The sequence below is a fragment of the Micromonospora sp. DT15 genome (assembly GCF_049841475.1).
GTDB lineage: Bacteria > Actinomycetota > Actinomycetes > Mycobacteriales > Micromonosporaceae > Micromonospora.
The window spans coordinates 426,040-442,689 of sequence record NZ_JBNCKJ010000004.1 but is presented as its reverse complement, the minus strand read 5'-3'; the positions used below and the strand labels follow the sequence as shown (position 1 = coordinate 442,689).

15 protein-coding genes are annotated in these 16,650 nt (G+C 72.4%); 5 read left to right on the top strand and 10 right to left on the bottom strand.

The genetic code is table 11. From position 1 onward, the window contains the following. Window position 1 precedes the first annotated feature (1 nt). Window positions 2-1,072, bottom strand: a complete 1,071-nt coding sequence (gene rsgA, locus ACLQ3F_RS12265) for a ribosome small subunit-dependent GTPase A (RefSeq protein WP_425848673.1) — start codon at window positions 1,070-1,072, stop codon at window positions 2-4. A gap of 178 nt (window positions 1,073-1,250) precedes the next feature. Here rsgA and ACLQ3F_RS12260 point away from each other — a divergent pair, with 178 nt between their 5' ends. Next, window positions 1,251-1,967, top strand: coding sequence for a maleylpyruvate isomerase family mycothiol-dependent enzyme (locus tag ACLQ3F_RS12260; RefSeq protein ID WP_357207189.1), 717 nt, complete (start codon window positions 1,251-1,253; stop codon window positions 1,965-1,967). A 7-nt stretch (window positions 1,968-1,974) separates the two neighbouring features. Continuing rightward, window positions 1,975-2,628, top strand: a complete 654-nt coding sequence (locus tag ACLQ3F_RS12255) for an MBL fold metallo-hydrolase (protein ID WP_425848671.1) — start codon at window positions 1,975-1,977, stop codon at window positions 2,626-2,628. 347 nt (window positions 2,629-2,975) lie between these two features. On the opposite strand, the gene ACLQ3F_RS12250 is transcribed toward ACLQ3F_RS12255, so the two are convergent. Together ACLQ3F_RS12250 and ACLQ3F_RS12245 are read right to left on the bottom strand one after the other, a co-directional pair. Beyond that, entirely contained in the window at window positions 2,976-3,584 is a 609-nt protein-coding gene (locus ACLQ3F_RS12250; protein WP_357200557.1) for a DedA family protein, read from the bottom strand. Between the two features lie 101 nt (window positions 3,585-3,685). Further along, window positions 3,686-4,369, bottom strand: coding sequence for a class I SAM-dependent methyltransferase (locus ACLQ3F_RS12245; protein ID WP_357200554.1), 684 nt, complete (start codon window positions 4,367-4,369; stop codon window positions 3,686-3,688). 193 nt (window positions 4,370-4,562) lie between these two features. Between ACLQ3F_RS12245 and ACLQ3F_RS12240 the strand changes: the two genes are divergently transcribed. Further along, window positions 4,563-4,766 carry a cold-shock protein gene (locus tag ACLQ3F_RS12240; RefSeq protein WP_007462771.1) on the top strand — a complete coding sequence of 68 codons (204 nt, stop codon included), beginning with the start codon at window positions 4,563-4,565 and terminating at the stop codon, window positions 4,764-4,766. 49 nt (window positions 4,767-4,815) lie between these two features. On the opposite strand, the gene ACLQ3F_RS12235 is transcribed toward ACLQ3F_RS12240, so the two are convergent. From ACLQ3F_RS12235 to ACLQ3F_RS12215, 5 genes are all read right to left on the bottom strand, one after another. Further along, window positions 4,816-6,096, bottom strand: a complete 1,281-nt coding sequence (locus tag ACLQ3F_RS12235; protein WP_425848669.1) for an MFS transporter — start codon at window positions 6,094-6,096, stop codon at window positions 4,816-4,818. Continuing rightward, window positions 6,093-6,668, bottom strand: coding sequence for an ArsR/SmtB family transcription factor (locus ACLQ3F_RS12230; protein ID WP_357200548.1), 576 nt, complete (start codon window positions 6,666-6,668; stop codon window positions 6,093-6,095). The genes ACLQ3F_RS12235 and ACLQ3F_RS12230 overlap by 4 nt, the downstream gene beginning before the upstream one ends. A gap of 107 nt (window positions 6,669-6,775) precedes the next feature. Then, window positions 6,776-7,651 carry a hypothetical protein gene (locus ACLQ3F_RS12225; RefSeq protein ID WP_355010224.1) on the bottom strand — a complete coding sequence of 292 codons (876 nt, stop codon included), beginning with the start codon at window positions 7,649-7,651 and terminating at the stop codon, window positions 6,776-6,778. A 158-nt stretch (window positions 7,652-7,809) separates the two neighbouring features. Next, window positions 7,810-9,486 (bottom strand): CocE/NonD family hydrolase, encoded by a 1,677-nt coding sequence (locus ACLQ3F_RS12220; protein ID WP_425848667.1) that lies wholly within the window; start codon window positions 9,484-9,486, stop codon window positions 7,810-7,812. Window positions 9,487-9,489: 3 nt separating this feature from the next. Then, complete coding sequence (locus tag ACLQ3F_RS12215; RefSeq protein ID WP_387354282.1) at window positions 9,490-10,005, bottom strand: MarR family winged helix-turn-helix transcriptional regulator; 516 nt, start codon at window positions 10,003-10,005, stop codon at window positions 9,490-9,492. Between the two features lie 123 nt (window positions 10,006-10,128). On the opposite strand from ACLQ3F_RS12215, the gene ACLQ3F_RS12210 reads away from it, so the two are divergent. Next, window positions 10,129-12,255: an MMPL family transporter gene (locus ACLQ3F_RS12210; protein WP_425848666.1), complete on the top strand. Its 2,127-nt coding sequence runs from the start codon at window positions 10,129-10,131 to the stop codon at window positions 12,253-12,255. Between the two features lie 46 nt (window positions 12,256-12,301). On the opposite strand, the gene ACLQ3F_RS12205 is transcribed toward ACLQ3F_RS12210, so the two are convergent. Both ACLQ3F_RS12205 and ACLQ3F_RS12200 read right to left on the bottom strand, forming a co-directional pair. Beyond that, on the bottom strand, window positions 12,302-13,177 hold the full coding sequence (locus ACLQ3F_RS12205) for a transglycosylase SLT domain-containing protein (RefSeq protein ID WP_425848664.1): 876 nt from the start codon (window positions 13,175-13,177) through the stop codon (window positions 12,302-12,304). Window positions 13,178-13,211: 34 nt separating this feature from the next. Then, entirely contained in the window at window positions 13,212-14,633 is a 1,422-nt protein-coding gene (locus tag ACLQ3F_RS12200) for a DedA family protein (protein WP_425848662.1), read from the bottom strand. Between the two features lie 133 nt (window positions 14,634-14,766). Here ACLQ3F_RS12200 and typA point away from each other — a divergent pair, with 133 nt between their 5' ends. Beyond that, window positions 14,767-16,635: a translational GTPase TypA gene (gene typA, locus ACLQ3F_RS12195; protein WP_357200533.1), complete on the top strand. Its 1,869-nt coding sequence runs from the start codon at window positions 14,767-14,769 to the stop codon at window positions 16,633-16,635. The last annotated feature ends 15 nt before the right edge of the window (window positions 16,636-16,650 follow it).

The following is a 16,650-nucleotide window of genomic DNA, read 5'->3' as shown; positions in this document are numbered from 1 at the left end:
GTCAGTAGCCGCCGGGCGCCGGCGGACGCGCGGCCCGACGCCGGGCCGAACGCCACCCGCCGCGTCGCTCCGCCGCCATCCGGGCCTCCCGCCGTCGGCTCTCGTGGGCCACCTCGCCCTGCAGCCGTCGCCAGCTCTCCCACCGACGGGTGGAGAGCTCGCCGGTGTGTACCGCCTCCCGGACCGCGCAGGCCGGCTCGCCGTCGTGACCGCAGTCGGCGTACCGGCAGCCCTCGGCCAGCCCGACGATGTCGGCGAACGCCCGGTCGAGCCCGGCCGCGCCGTCCAGCAGGCCGACCGCCCGGACACCGGGCGTGTCGATCACCGCACCGCCACCGGGGATCGGTACGAGCGCCCGCCAGGTGGTGGTGTGCCGACCCTTGCCGTCGACGCGCCGGATCGCCTGGGTGGGCATCATCACCGCCCCGACGAGGGCGTTGACGAGGCTCGACTTGCCGGCACCGGAGGGGCCGAGCAGACCGAGCGTGCGGCCGGGCGTCACCTCGGCGCGCAGTGGTGCCAGCCCGAGGCCACGTTCGGCGCTGACCGGCAGCACGGGCACCCCGGGCGCGACGGCGGCCAGCTGGCGGGCCAGCGCGGCCGGGTCGGCCGCGAGGTCCGCCTTGGTCAGTACGACAAGTGGCCGGGCGCCGGACTCGTGGGCCAGGGAGAGCAGCCGCTCGATCCGGCCCACGTCCGGCTCGGGGTGCACCGGCTCCACCACGGCGGCGGCGTCGAGGTTGGCGGCCAGCACCTGACCACTGGCGTCCTTGCCGGCGGTACGTCGGATCAGCGCTCCCCGCCGTGGCAGCACGGCCTCGACGGTGACGCGGCGGTCCGGCCAGTGGGTGAGCAGCACCCAGTCCCCGGCGCAGGGCAGCGCGGACGGGTCCCGGGCGGCGACGGTCAGCACCGCCCCACCCAGACTGGCCCGGACCGGGCCACCTGCGGTGAGGACCGTGCAGACCCCCCGGTCCACCCGGGCCACCCGACCCGGCTGGTGCTCGCCGCGGCGCGCGGCGTACGCCGTCCGCTCGGCGTCCCAGCCGAGGGCGGTCAAATCGATCGTCATGGCATCCTCATCGGTGTCGAAGCTGGTGATGGCGGAACACGCGTGCCACGTCCGGCATGATCACCACCTCCGTCCGATGTCCCGGTGCCGCGTCTGCCGCTGACGGTAGGTCGCGCGCCGACGCGCCGAAAGCGATTTCCCCGGCGACGGCGCGACGGCGGACCGCTAGGGTCGACGGGTGACCACGGATCCGCTGTTGCTGATGGGCGAGGTGGACGCGGCCACCAGGCGACTACTGCGTACCGCCGCTTCTTTCGACGCCGCGGACCTGGCCGCCGCGTCGCTGCTGCCGGGCTGGACGCGCGGCCACGTCCTGGCGCACGTGGCGCGCAACGCCGACGGTTTCGTCAACCTGCTCACCGCGGCCCGCACCGGGGCGGCGCTGCCGATGTACGCCTCGCTGGACGCCCGCACCGCCGACATCGAAGCCGGTTCGAGCCGGCCACCCGCCGCGCACCTGGACGACCTGCGACGCACCGCGGACCTGTTCGCCGAGGCGGTCGCGGCGATGCCGGCCGACGCCTGGGCGGCGACGGTGCAGGCGCGTAAGGGTCCCTGGCCGGCGGCGCTGCTGGTCTGGGGTCGGCTGCGGGAGATCGAGGTGCACCACCTCGATCTGGCCGCCGACTACCGGGCCGCGGACTGGTCGGAGACGTTCGCCCACCGACTGCTGCGGGAGGCCGCCAGTCATCACGCCACGGGGCCGACACCGCCGTCGATGGTGCTGCGCCTCGACGGCAGTGAGCACGAGGTGGTGATCGGGGAGCGCGTCGGCGCTCCGGTCGTCGCCGGCTCCGCCCCCGACCTCGCCGTCTGGCTGATCGGCCGCGCCGACGGCACCCTGCTCTCCGTCACCCCTGACGGTCCCCTGCCTACTCCACCGGAATGGATATAGAAACGTCATGACATACAGCGGAGACGTCACGCACGGCGGCCCACCGGCGGTTCGGGAGCTGGACGGGCTGACCATCAGCAAGCTGTCGGTGGGTCCGATGGACAACAACGCCTACCTGCTGCGCTGCACGGGCACCGGTGATCAGGTGCTCATCGACGCCGCGAACGAGGCACCCCGGCTGCTCGAGCTGATCGGTGACGGTGGGCTCACCGCCGTGGTGACGACCCACCAGCACATGGATCACTGGGTGGCGCTGGAGGAGGTCGTCGCCAAGACCGGCGCCCGGGCGTTGGTGCACGCCGACGACGCGTCGGGGTTGCCGATCGAGGCGGAGCGGCTGGCCGACGGCGACACCGTGGCGGTCGGCGACTGCGCGTTGGAGGTCATCCACATCAAGGGGCACACCCCGGGTTCGATCGCGCTGCTCTACCGCGACCCGTCAGGCACTCCGCACCTCTTCACCGGCGACAGTCTCTTCCCTGGTGGGGTGGGCAACACCGACAAGGACCCGGAGCGCTTCGCGGCGCTGATCGGTGACGTCGAGCACAAGCTGTTCGACCAACTCCCGGACGACACCTGGTTCTACCCGGGCCACGGCAAGGACAGCACCCTGGGCGCCGAGCGCCCGGCCCTCCCCCAGTGGAAAGCCAGAGGCTGGTAACCCACCAACAACCAAGATCACCAACCGTCGACCAGGGGCCACCAAGATCAATACCCCACCGACGACCGCGGCGCCCCCCGCACGACCCGGAACCACGACGGGGGCGGGGGGCCCGGCGCCCGCGCGCCCGGGGGGGACCCCGACCGCCCCGGCCCGGCCCCCCGGGGCGCCCCCCCCCCCCCCCCTCGCCCACCCCCTCGCCGGTCACCCCACCACCCCCCATGACCCCCACCGCCCGCCCTGGGCCACCCACCCCCCCACCCCCCCCCCCCCCCGGGGGGCCCCCCGCCCCACCCACCGCAACCCGGCCCCAGGGCCCCCCACACCCCCCAGAGCGAAGAACAGCCTCAGCTCACGACGGCGAACAACCGCCGCCGCGCCCCCAGCAACGCGACGGAAGCCAACACCAGCCCGACCCCCATCGTGACCAGCAGAGGGCTGGGGTCGCCCGGCAGCAGCGCGGCCACCGACCGCGACGCGGTGCCCAGGGCGAGGTAGAGACCGGCCCAGGCGGCCGCGCCGATCGTCGCGCAGCCGAGAAATCGGCGGTACGACATCCGCAGCCCGCCGGCGGCCAGTGGCAGTAGCGCGTTGAAGACCGGCAGGAACGGCGCGACCACCATCATCCGGCCGCCGCCGCGACGCAGGATTCCTTCGGCCGCTGTCCAGCGGGCCTCGCCGATCCAGCCACCGACGCGGCTGTCGCGCAGTCGGTCGGAGTAGCGACGGCCGACCAGGAAGCTCAGTGACCATCCGGCCAGGCAACCGATCAGCACCGCGGTGAAGGTGGCCAGCCCGGTGCTCGGGCGGCCCACGCCGACAGCGGCGAGGATCGCGACGTCGCCGGGGACCAGGACACCCAGCAGGGGTACGGCGTCGAAGAGCATGACGAGCCCGAGCGCGCCCATCAGCAGCAGAACCGGTAGTTCTCCGATCTGGGCCAGCCATTGCGTCATGCGTCGACGCTATGGCCGTGGCGCCACTTCGGACATCCGGTCGTAGCCCCCAGTGACCCCTGGTATCCGCCTCGGGGTCGCCCCTGAGTCGGGGGTGCGCCTCAGGCGGGGCGCAGCACCTGCACGTGGCGTAGCGACGAGTCGACCGACGGTTCGGTGGTGGGTACCGGGTAGTCGGCCAGCACGGTCAGGCGGTCCGTCGGCAGGTGCCCGCGGCCGGGGTCGCCGACCAGCACGTCGGCACCCGCGGCGGCGGCCCGCTGCAGGAAGGGCAGCATCCGGTCGGCCATCGCGCGGTCGTAGAAGACGTCTCCGGCGACGACCAGGTCGACCTTCGCTTCGGTGCTGTCGAGCAGGTCGTCCCCGGTGGCGTCGACGGCGACGTGGTTGGCCCGCGCGTTGAGGGTGACGGCGGCGACGGCGTACGGGTCGATGTCGTTGGCGATCACCTCCGCGGCGCCGGCGAGCGCGGCGGCGATGGCTACCAGCCCGGACCCGGCGGCGAGGTCGAGCACCCGGCGCCCGGCGGCCAGCTCCGGGTGGTCCAGGAGGTGGCGGGCCAGGGCCTGTCCCCCGGCCCAGGCGGATGCCCAGTACGGCGCGGGCAGCGCGCGTCCGGCGGCGGCCTCCATCCGGGCCCACCAGACGATCGCGTCCTCGGCCAGGTGCAGCCGCACCTCGGGGACGAACGGGGTGGGCATCAACCGGAGCCGGTCCAGACCAGCACCGGGCGCGTGGATTTCGCGTTCCAGCTCGGTCAGCGCGTCGGCTGCGGCATCACTCATCGGCGCAAGCATGCCGCAGCGACGGTTGGTCGGGGCGGGTTTCACATGCCGCCGCGCAGAGTTCACCCGAGTTCAGTCAAATACCTACGGCACTTCGGCCAGCGGATCGGGGTTTTGCCCGTTACTGTCGAACAGGTACGGGCGATCATCGGCCAGAGGCCGAGGGTCAGCCGCTTTGAACAGGGAGAGATGCATGGCAACCGGCACGGTTAAGTGGTTCAACTCGGAAAAGGGCTTCGGCTTCATCGAGCAGGACGGTGGAGGGCCGGACGTGTTCGTCCACTACTCCGCCATCGCTTCGAGCGGCTACCGGGAGCTCAACGAGGGCCAGAAGGTCGAGTTCGAGGTGACCCAGGGGCAGAAGGGTCCGCAGGCGGACAACGTCCGCCCGATGTAGCTCCGTGCCGGTGACGGCGGCCGGTTCTCCGGCCGCCGTCGCAGCGCACTCAAGACGCCGCCGGGGCGGCGGGCAGGTCCCGCCGCCTCCGGATTGGTCCGACAAGCAGAATCAACGGGGTGAGCGCCAGCCAGGCGGTCATCACGACAATTGCCGTCTCGACGCCGTAACGTGCGCCGATGGCACCGGCCAGCACGGCCGCCAGCGGGATCGTGCCGTAGTTGAGCAGATGCATGCTCACCGTCACTCGGCCCAGCAGGTGGTGCGGCGTGTAGGTCTGCCGGAAGGCACCCTTGACCACGTTGCCGATGGCCACCCCGAGACCGATCAGCAGGCCCCCGAGGGCTGGCCAGGCCAGCCCGACGCCGGGCGCGGCGAGCGGGATGAGCAGCGCGGGCGGGCCGGTGAGCGCCGCCGCGATCAATACCGCCCGTGCGGTGCCGCAGCGCCGGGCCACAGTGGTGGCGAGCAGCGCGCCGATGATCCCGCCGGCGCTCATGACACCGACGAGCCCACCCACCAGGCCCGGTTCGAGACGCAGTTCACGGACCAGGAAGACCACCAGGACGGCCTGGTAGCCGGTCAGCCCGATGTTGCTGGCCGCGCCGAAGAGCGTGAGCACCCGCAGGTACGGGTCCCTGATGACGAAACGCAGCCCTTCGGTGATGTCCCGGCGCAGCGATCGGGACCGCTGTGAGGGTCGTACGCGCGGTTCGCGGGTGCGGATGCGCAACAGGCACATCGCGGAGAGCAGGAATGTGAGCGCGTCCAGCAGCAGTGCGGCGACGGCGCCGACGAGCTGGGCGATCAGACCGGCGAGGCCGGGTCCGACGACGTAGCTCGCGGTCTGGGTTGCCTGGAGCTTGGCGTTGCCCTCCGGCAGTTGCCCGGGTCGCAGCAGCACCGGCAGGTAGACCTGGTCGGCGGTTTCGAAGAAGACCCGCGCGGCGCCCGCGCTGAGGGCAACCACCAGCAGTTGCGCGACGGTGAGCCGGCCCAGCACGGCGGCCAGCGGCACGCTGAGGAAGGCCACCGCGCAGAGCAGGTCGCAGATCACCATCACCGGTCGGCGGGGCAGTCGGTCGACCCACGCGCCGGCCGGCAGGCCGATCAGCAGCCAGGGCAGCCAGGCCGCGGCCGTGAGCACCGCCACCTGGAAGGTGCCGGCGTCGAGGACGGCGACCGCGACCAGGGGCAGCGCGACAGTGGTCACGTTGCTGCCGACGCTGCTGACCGCCTGGCCGGCCCAGAGCAGCCGGAAGTCGCGGTGCCGCAGCAGCCCGCCGGCACGGCGCACGGGGGTCGGGTCGCTGCGGGTGGCGGCGGTCACGGTCGCGCCGGCACGCCGTGGACGAACACGAAGACCGGTCGGCGCTCGGCGTCGTCGTCGGGCAGGTCCCGGTTGGCCCAGCGCGAGAGGATGCCGATCATCTCGCGGCTCAGCTCGGCCAGTTCCTCGGGCGTGAGGCGCAGCCAGTGGTCGGTGGAGAACGCGGCGTCGCGCCAGGATGCCTGCTCGGCCTCATCGGCGGCGTGCCATGCCCGGGCCAGTGCGACGTGCCGGTCGAGGTTGAGCGAGGTGGCGGCGTCGGCGACCGCGCGGGAGGCCGGGTCGGCGTCGAAGTCGGCGTTGGACCAGCGCAACCCCCTGGTCACCAGGCGCCACCACCGCTCGCGCCGGTCCCGGGCCAGTTCGGGCGCCTCGGCGACCAGGTCGGCGGCGGCGAGGACCTTGAGGTGGTGGCTGACGTTCGCGGGGGCCTGGTCGGTGCGCTCGGCGAGCAGCCCGACGGTGGAGGGCCCGTGGACCTTGAACACGTCCATCAGCCGGCGGCGCAGCGGGTGGGACATGGCGGCCAGCACCCGGGAGTCGGTGACCTGGCGTACGTCGGGGCTGTTCATGTCGACAGCCTGACATCCACAACGACTGTTGCGCAACACTTATTGCCCAACAGTCGTTGCGGATTGCGTCAAGAGGGGCGGCCCGGCGGCTACGAACCGCCCCTCGCTCAGGCGACGAGCCGGCGGGCCAACTCGTCGGCCACCTGCTTGGCGATCGTGGGCGGGATCGCGGCGGCGATCTCCTCCGGGGTCAGCCCGGCCAGCACGCCCTGGATGATCGCCTCCTCGTCGGTGAAGTCCCGGTTGGACAACTCCGTCAGCGCGGCCTGCAGGGCGGTGACCTGCAAACCGAGCGACTTCAGGGTCGGGTGGGCCGACCTGAAGTTCGGAACGGTGGCGTCCTCACCCATCGCCATCCGGGTGTAGATCTGCCCGATCGGGTTGCGGCCGTCCAGGACGGTGAGGTTCTTGTGGACGGTGGCCAGCCAGTTGTGCTCTTCGGGGGTCATGTCGTCGTCCTCCAGGAGTCCGATGGAACTGAGGTAGCGGCGGAACAGGGGCCGCTGGTCGCGGCCCGCCTTGATGGCGTCGCGGAAGAAGCTGAAGTGGGTGTGCCAACGGTGTGAGCTGTCGCCGGTGGTGCGCTTGCCGAGGCGATCCCACCGCTTCACAGTGCTGCCGTCGGGGCTGTAGATGATCTCCCGGATGTCCCGGGTGTCGGCCGCGTTCGCGGCGCACTGCGCGACGCACCAGACCGAGAAGCTGGGCAGGGTGTTCGATCGGCCACCGGAACGGACATCGAACTGTCCGACGTCCAGCGCCGCCGCGTCGAGGGTCAGCCCGGCCCGGTCCCGAGGCGACTCGACCACCGAGTAGTCGTTGGGGACCACCCGGTCCGATCCGCAGTGGTAGCCGCCCCGGTGGGACGAGTCACCGACGATGCCGACCTCGCCCGGATCCAGGTCGTCGGGCCCGGGAGCGTTGTCGAGGTGAGTGAGGAGCAGACTTCGGACGGCCAGAAGGTTAGCCGGGGCCCGGGTCATGGGGTCCCCCTTTCCGAGAGGCGGGGACCGGGCACGACGTCACACCGCGTACGCGGTGCTGGGCTTCGGGCGAGCCCGGCCTACTGGTGCACGGCGCCGGGCGTTGACTCCACCATAGCCCGCATTTTCGATAAACGCCCAGCTCAGGAGGGGTCTGTTCAGATTGGAGGTTGGTGCGGGGCAGAGTGGACGATCGGCAGCAGCAGCGCCGAGGGGTGCGCCGGGTCGTGCAGAACCTGCCGCCAACCGGCACGTAGCGTCACCGCCGTGCCGAGCGGCTCGCCGGTGCCGGGGTTGCGCGCCCACCGTGGATGGGCGCCGCCGGAGACCTGCACCCGCAGTCGGTGCCCGGCGGCGAAGCGGTACGCGGTCGGCCAGAGCGGCACCGGAATCCGCAGCGCCCCGGAAGGGTCGGCCGGGAAGCGCTCGGGCGTGACCCGCACCAGACCGTCGCACACGTTCCACGAGCGACCCCGGCGGTCCACGTCGCACAGACGAACGAACACGTCCAGGTAGGGCAGATCGCTGCGCAGGTGGATCTCGGCGCGGACCGGGCCGATCACCTCGACCGGCGCGGCCAGCGGGGCGCTGGTGTAGGTCAGCACGTCGGGGCGGGCCTCGACCCGCCGGTTGTCGACCGGGCCGGCCCGTTGGGCGACGAGCAGTGGACCGCCGAGCGACGGGGTGGGGTCGGCGGGGTCGTAGCGGAACGCGTCCGGTGTCGACACGACAGGTGTGCGTGCCGCCAGCGCGCCACCGGGTTGCAGGTGCCAGGCGGTCTGGATTGCCGGGGGTGGCCAGTCCGGCAGGTCCCGCCAGCCGCCGCTGGCACCGCCGACGTGGATGCGCACGGGCGGCCGGGCTGGTCCCGCCGGGCCGCGCGATCGGGTCGTGGCCGGCAGATGCTCGTCGAGCCAGGCCAACCCCTCGCGCAGCGCGCCCACGAACAGCCCGGGGCTGCCATGCGTCCATGGGCCGATGACCAGGCGCGGCGGTGTGCCGGCGGCGCGCAGCACGGCGTGGTCGTCGAGCTGGGCGGGCAGGAAGATGTCGTGCCAACCGGTGACCATGACCACCGGCGCCCGCACTTTCGCGACCTGGTCGGCGAAGACCCGGGTCCGCCAGTAAGCGGCCTGCGGTGTGTGGTGGCGTAGCCACTCCTGGAAGAACGGGATGGTCACGCCGGTGGCCACCCGGTCAGCCTCGGCCAGCGGGAGGTGCTCCAGCGCGGCGGCCAGCCGGGGTTGCCCACGTTTGAGTTCCCATTGCCGGGCCAGCCACGGCACGGTCTGCGCGTGCAGCAGCTCCGCCCAGGTCAGCACGGTGTCCAGGGCGAAGGACTCCCCCGCGTACGTCGAGTCGCGGGTGGCCGAGGCGGTCACCACCGCGACCATGGCGCGCAGCTCCTCATCGGCGTCGGCGGCCAGGGCCCACTGGGCGAAGCCCTGGTAGCTGACCCCGAACATGCCGAGTTGCCCGGACCACCAGGGCTGGCGACGCAGCCAGTCCAGCGTGTCCGCGCCGTCGTCGCGCTCGTGCACCAGCGGGGCGAACGTTCCACCGGAGCCGCCGGTGCCCCGGCACGACTGGATCACCGCGTGTCGACCCCGGGCGGCGAGCAGCCGACCGAGCAGCCGCAGCGGCCCACCCCGCCCGTAGGGGGTGCGGATCAGCACTGTCGGCGCACCGCGGACGGCCGGGGCGTAGTGGTCGGTGCGCAGCACCACGCCGTCGCGGGCCCGCACCGCGAGGTCACGGCTGACCCGCACCGGGCCGGGGCGGGTCGGGGTTAGGCGCAGCGCGGCGCTGGCGAGGCGGGTGACGAGGTGCGGCACCGGTCAGCCCGTCGGGCGGCGGGGTGACTCCGGCCGGGTGGCGCGCACCGCGTCGCGGTGCCCGCGCAGCGACTCGCTCATCTCCTCCATGAACCGGTGCACCACCTCCAGCTCGTCCTCGCTGAAGCGGGCCATCACCGTGTCGGTACGGGCGCCCAGCGGCCGGAAGAACTCCATGGCCAGCGTGGCGCCCTGGTCGGCGTAGTGCAGCAGCACCTTGCGCCGGTCGACGGTGTCCCGGTCGCGGCGGATGTGCCCGGCCCGTTCCAGCCTGTCGATCAGGGCCGTGACCGAGCCGGAGGAGAGGTTCAGCTGCTCGCCGAGACGGCCCGGGGTGATCGGGTCACCGAGCAGCTCGGCGTCCATCACCGCGATCAACGCCTGCAGGTCGGTCGGGTTGAGGCCGTGCAGGTTGGCGAAGGCGTGGCCGACCTGCTGGGCGTCCGCCGCGTACCGCCGGAGGTTGTTGGTGATCTCCGCGGCCAGCTGCTCGCGGCGCGTGTCGCGCCGTCGGTACATGCCGTGAGTCGCCACCTCGCGCCGCTCTTCCCGTCGTTGATCCCCCGGGTTGCAGCATAGAACAGCCCCGGATAATCTCGGCTATCAAGATACTCGACTTCCGAAGGACCTTGAGGTCACCTGATGTCTGTGTTCACCAGAGTCGCTCGTGGCCGGCTGGCCGCCTGGCTCACAGTGGCCGCCGCGATCGTCGTGGGCGCGGCCGTCTTCGGGACACCCCAGCCGGACAACCCGGCACCGGTCTCCGCCACCGGCCTGTCCGTGCAGTGGCAGTCGACCCAGGTGCAACGTCTGCAGGATCAGCTGCCCTCCAGCGACGTGCAGCCGGCCATCGTGGTGATCAGTCGCGGTGACGGCGGCGCGCTGAGCGAAACCGACCGGGCGACCGTCGGCGCTCGCGCCGACGACCTGCGCCGCTTCGCCGTGGGTGGGCAGGTCAGCCCCGCCCAGGTCTCCCCGGACGGCGCGGTGGCCCTGGTCGCCGTGCCGCTGGACACCGCCGGCGGGCAGGAGGTCGTCACCGACGCGGTGACCCAGCTGCGCGCCACCCTGGCGGACCTGCCCGACGGGCTGACCGCCGAGGTGACCGGCTCCCCGGCGTTCACCGCCGACCTCTCCTCGGTGTTCGACGGCGCCGACGTCACCCTGCTCGTGGTGACCGCCGCCGTGGTCGCGCTGCTGCTGCTGATCACCTACCGCAGCCCGTTCCTGTGGATCGTGCCGCTGGTCGTGGTCGCCGCCACCGAGCAGCTCACCCTGCGCGCGGTGGACGTCATCGTGCCGGGTGTCGGCATCAACCTCCAGCAGGGTCAGGTCACCGGCATCGCCAGCGTGCTGGTCTTCGGCGCCGCCACCGACTACGCGCTGCTGCTCATCGCCCGCTACCGGGAGGAGCTGCGCCGCGAGGAGGACCGGTTCGCGGCGATGCGCTCCGCGTTGCGCCGCACCGCGGAGCCGATCCTCGCCAGCGGCGGCACCGTCGTGCTCGGCGTGCTCACCCTGCTGCTCAGCGAGCAGGAAACCAACCGGGCACTGGCCGTGGCCTGCGCCACCGGTGTGGTCTTCGCCATGCTCTCGGCCCTGTTCGTGCTCCCCGCCGTGCTGGTGCTCTTCGGTCGGGGCCTGTTCTGGCCGTTCGTGCCCCGGGTCGGCGGCCCGGTACGCGAGGGTCGGCTCTGGGGTCGACTCGGCGCCGCCGTGCAACGCCGCCCGGTGGTGGTCGCGACGCTGGCCACTGTGCTGCTCGGCGGCCTGGCGCTGGGTGGGCTCGGCATCCGTACCGGCCTGTCCGAGACCGAACAGTTCCGGGCCGAGCCCGAGGCGGTGACCGGCGCACAGACCCTGGCCAGGGCCTTCCCCGCCGGCAGCACCCAGCCCGTCGCCGTGATCACCACCCCGGCGGCGGTGCGGGCGGTCACCGACGCCGCCACAGCGGTACCCGGTGTCGCCTCGGCGCGCCCCGGCGACGCCGGCGCGGCCGTCGCCCAGGTCGACGTGGTCCTCGACGCCGAACCCGGCACCACCGCCTCGGACCGCGCGATCGAGGCGCTGCGCGCGGCGGTCGCCGCCGTTCCCGACTCCGCGCCGCCGGCCGCCGCCGGCGCCGACGCCCCGTCCGGGGCGATCGTCGGTGGCTCCGTGGCCGCCACGTACGACTCCGACGAGGCCAACGACCGGGACCTACGGCTCATCCTGCCGATCATCCTGCTGCTGGTCGGCGGCGTGCTCGTGCTGCTGCTGCGCGGTCTGCTCGCGCCGCTGCTGCTGGTGCTCACCGTGATCGCCTCATACTTCGCCAGCCTCGGCGCGGCCTGGCTGCTCTTCGACCACGTGCTGGGCTTCCCGGCGCTGGACAGCGGTGTGCTGCTGCTCGCCTTCGTGTTCCTGGTGGCGCTCGGGGTGGACTACAACATCTTCCTGGTCACCCGGGCCCGGGAGGACGCGCGCAGCGCCGGCACCCGCGCCGGGATGCTCTCCGCCCTGCGGGTCACCGGCGGTGTGATCACCAGCGCCGGAGTGCTGCTGGCCGCGGTCTTCGCCGTGCTCGGTGTGCTGCCGCTGATCACCCTGACCCAGATCGGGATCATCGTCTGCATCGGTGTGCTGCTCGACACCCTGCTGGTCCGGACGGTCCTGGTGCCGGCGCTGGCGTTCCTGCTCGGCGACCGCTTCTGGTGGCCCGGCCGCATCACGCCCGACCCGGCGCGGGCGACCCCGCGCTCGCCCGAGCCGGTCGCCGCGCACGACTGACCGACCCGTCGGGGCCGCGGCGAACCCGCCACGGCCCCGGCGAGGGTCAGTACGCCAGGCAGACGCACTCGTTCATCAGTGCCCGCACGTTGCGCACGTACGACGGGTTGGGGATCGTCAGCGGCTTCCCCTCCTGAGCCACCGCACCGTGCCCGAAGTTGTACGCGGCGATGACGGCGTTGAGCAGGCAGGAATTAAGCTCGCTGGAGCACAGTGCCGGGTCGAGCCGGAAGTCTGACTCGAAGTACATGTCGCCGATGTACTTCGTCGCCCAGGCCAGGTAGGTGGCGCCGAGGTAGGCGTTGTCCTGGTACGCGTCGATCTTGTAGCTCTTCTCGAACCGCTGGTTCATCCACGTCGCGGTGTCCGGCATCACCTGCAACAGCCCGACCCCACCGTCGCAGGCGTAGATGTTGGACTGCCAGCCGCTCTCCTGCCACGCGGTGGCCTTGAGCAGGTTGAGCGGGATCTTGATGTCCGGTGCCGACGACGGCCAGTAGGTGCGGCTGGCCGCGTCGGTCAGCGCCGCCTTCACCTCGGACCGGGACGCCTGGCTGCCCTTGTAGGTCGGCTTGCAGGAGGTCGGCGCCGGCTTCGGCGGCGCCGGTGGAACCTCGGTCTCGGTGGGCGGCTTCGGCACCGCGCGGGGCTTCGGCGCCGCCCGGGTCGGCTTCTTCGTCGTCTTCGGCTTCGGGGTAGCGCTCCGACTCGGCGCGGAACCCATCGATTCCACGGCGCTCACCGACGGGCTCGGCTCCCCGTCGACCTCGTCGGACGGGGCATCGGTCGGCCCGTCGGTGATGGCGACCGGCGCGGCCACGCCCGATGGGCTCTCCCCCTTGGCGGCGCAGCCGACGAGCGCGCCCGCCAGCACAAGCCCGGCGAGCACTGCGGCGCCCAGCCGATCGGTGCGTCGAACCATGCCTTTGCCTCCCCCGTGTGATTGTCGCCGCACCCTAACAAGGTTCGACCGGGCGGCGTTGCCCCTGCGACGGCCGCCGGGGGGCCTGGTCCACCGGGGACTGACCATTGCCCACCGCACGGTCCCGGGTCGCCCAGGCGACCATGAACACCACGGTCCAGAGCACCCCGAGCAGCACCGCCGCGGCCGTCCCGCTCGCCGTTTCCAGTCCGAGATAGAGCCGCGCGCCGCCGATCCCGAGCACCCCCGCCGCAGCGGCGGTCCAGGCAGCCACCGCCACCGGCCAGCGGGCGCTGCGCGACACCAGCCACGCCAGGGTGCAGAAACTCGCGGCGACCACGGCGCTCTGGGTGGAGAGCGCAGCCACCTCACCGCCGCCCGGGGCGGTCCCGTGCGGGCCGGTCAGCTCGGCCACCACGGCCAGCACCACCAGCGGCACGAACGCGCCCGCCGTACCGACCACGCTGAGCAGATCAGCACGCCAGGGTCGGTTGCGCCACGCCAGCACCGCCGCCACCAGCGCCACCAACAGGATCAGCACCGACCCGCGTACCACCGACACCACGACCAGTGTGGCGTCGGCGGCGTCCGGGGTACGCCGAGCCGCGAACCACCCCGCGACAGCGCCGTCCAGCGCGGCCAGACCACTGTTGCGGACCGCCAGCGCGAGCAGACCGGCGATGGCGAGCCCGGCGGCGAACAGGAGCAGCAACCCGGCGGCCAGATTGAGCAGCAGCGTCCAGGCCGGGCCGATCCGCATGGCCAGCAGGAAGAACAGCACCCCGTAGCGGGCGGTGAGCCACCGCACCGGGGGCAGAGCGCCGGCCCGGGACAGCAGCGCGCGCGCCGGGTCGGGGTTGCGGCCCAGCCACCGACCCACGAGCACCACACCCACCAGGCCGGCCAGCAGCAGGAACGCCACCCCGGTGGCCCGGCCCAGGAGCCGGGAGACCGTGTCGTACGACTCACCGGCGAGGTGACCGAGCAGCACCGAGCCGCCCACCCAGGTCACCACCCCGGCCAGGTTCCAGAGGGCGAACCGCCGGTACGGCATACCGGCCGCACCGGCCAGCCGGGGCACCAGGGTCCGGGCGAAAGCCACCCATCGGGCGGCGAACACCCCCCGCCCACCCAGGCGGGCAAGCATGGCGTCGGCGCGGGCCCACCGCTGCGGCCCGACCCGGTGACCCAGCCCGGCGCGCAGCCGGGAGCCGTACCGCCGCCCGGCCCGAAAGGCCAGCCCATCGCCGAGGACCGCCGCGACGATCATCGCGAGCAACGCCGGCCCGAGCCGCAAGGTACCGTTGTAGGTGAGGAAGCCGACGAGCAGCAGGGTAGCCTCACCCGGCACGAGCAGGCCGAAGATCACCGCGGTCTCGCCCGCCACGATCAGCGCGGCGACCAGGTAGATCCACAGGGTGGGCAGACCCTGCACCCAGGTCAGCAGGTCGTGCACTCAGGCCCCCAGGACACGGGAGCCAGCATGCCAGCCGGGGGAACCACCGGCACAGCGGTTTCACCATAGATCAGGGGCACCTGGGGGTGACCCCGACGCAGCCTGCGCGAGCGCAGGCGGAAGGATAGAGGGTATGCAGCTTCGCACCGACCTCCGCAACGTCGCCATTATCGCTCACGTCGACCACGGCAAGACCACCCTGGTCGACGCCATGTTGCGGCAGGCCGGCGCGTACGGCGCACGCGGCGAGAACACCGAGCGGGTGATGGACTCCGGTGACCTGGAGCGGGAAAAGGGCATCACGATCCTGGCCAAGAACACCGGTGTGCGGTACCTGCCGGCCGACGGCTCCGACCCGGTCACCATCAACATCATCGACACCCCCGGCCACGCCGACTTCGGTGGCGAGGTGGAGCGCGGCCTGACCATGGTCGACGGTGTGGTGCTGCTCGTCGACGCCAGTGAGGGCCCGCTGCCGCAGACCCGTTTCGTGCTGCGCAAGGCGCTGCGGGCCCGGATGCCGATCATCCTGGTGATCAACAAGGTGGACCGTCCGGACGCCCGGATCAAGGAGGTCGTGGACGACACCTACGAGCTCTTCCTCGACCTGGACGCCGACGAGGAGCAGATCGACTTCCCGATCGTCTACGCCTGCGCCCGCGACGGCATCGCCTCGCTGACCCAGCCCGCCGACGGCTCGGTGCCCGACGACAGCACCTCCCTGGAGCCGCTGTTCCGCACCCTGCTGGACACCATCCCGGCACCCTCGTACGAGGACGGCGCGCCGTTGCAGGCGCACGTCACCAACCTGGACGCCTCGCCGTTCCTCGGCCGGCTCGCGCTGTGCCGGGTCCGCCAGGGCACCATCAACAAGGGTCAGACGGTGGCCTGGTGCCGCACCGACGGCAGCACCCAGCGGGTCCGCATCTCCGAGATGCTGATGACCGAGGGCCTGGAGCGCACGTCGGCCGAGACCGCCGGCCCGGGCGACATCATCGCCGTCGCCGGCATCCCGGAGATCATGATCGGTGAGACCCTCGCCGACGTCGAGAACCCGGTCGCGCTGCCGCTGATCACCGTTGACGAGCCGGCCATCTCGATGACCATCGGCACCAACACCTCGCCGCTGGTCGGCCGGGTCAAGGGCTCCAAGGTCACCGCGCGGATGGTCAAGGACCGGCTCGACAAGGAGCTGATCGGCAACGTGTCCCTGCGGGTCCTGCCGACCGAGCGGCCGGACGCCTGGGAGGTGCAGGGCCGCGGTGAGCTGGCGCTGGCCATCCTGGTCGAGCAGATGCGCCGGGAGAGCTACGAGCTGACCGTCGGCAAGCCGCAGGTGGTCACCCGGGAAATCGACGGCAAGACCTGCGAGCCGGTCGAGCGGCTGACCATCGACGCCCCGGAGGAATACCTGGGCGCGATCACCCAGCTCCTCGCCACCCGCAAGGGCCGGATGGAGCAGCTGGTCAACCACGGCACCGGCTGGATCCGGATGGAGTGGCTGGTGCCGGCGCGCGGCCTGATCGGCTTCCGCACCGAGTTCCTCACCGACACCCGGGGCACCGGCATCCTGCACCACGTCTTCGAGTCCTACGAGCCGTGGTTCGGTGAGCTGCGTACCCGCAACAACGGTTCGCTCGTCGCCGACCGGTCCGGCGCGGTCACCGCCTTCGCGATGATCAACCTTCAGGAACGCGGCCAGCTCTTCGTCGACCCCACCACCGAGGTGTACGAGGGCATGATCGTCGGGGAGAACTCCCGCTCCGACGACATGGACGTCAACATCACCAAGGAGAAGAAGCTCACCAACATGCGGGCGTCGACCTCCGACGAGACGGAGAAGCTGATCCCGCCGCGCAAGCTCTCCCTGGAGCAGGCCCTGGAGTTCTGCCGCGAGGACGAGTGCGTCGAGGTCACCCCGACCGCCGTACGCATCCGCAAGGTGGTGCTCGACCAGCAGCAGCGGGGCCGCGCCGCCGCCCGCCGCAAGCACGCCGGCTGACCCACCCAGCACCCG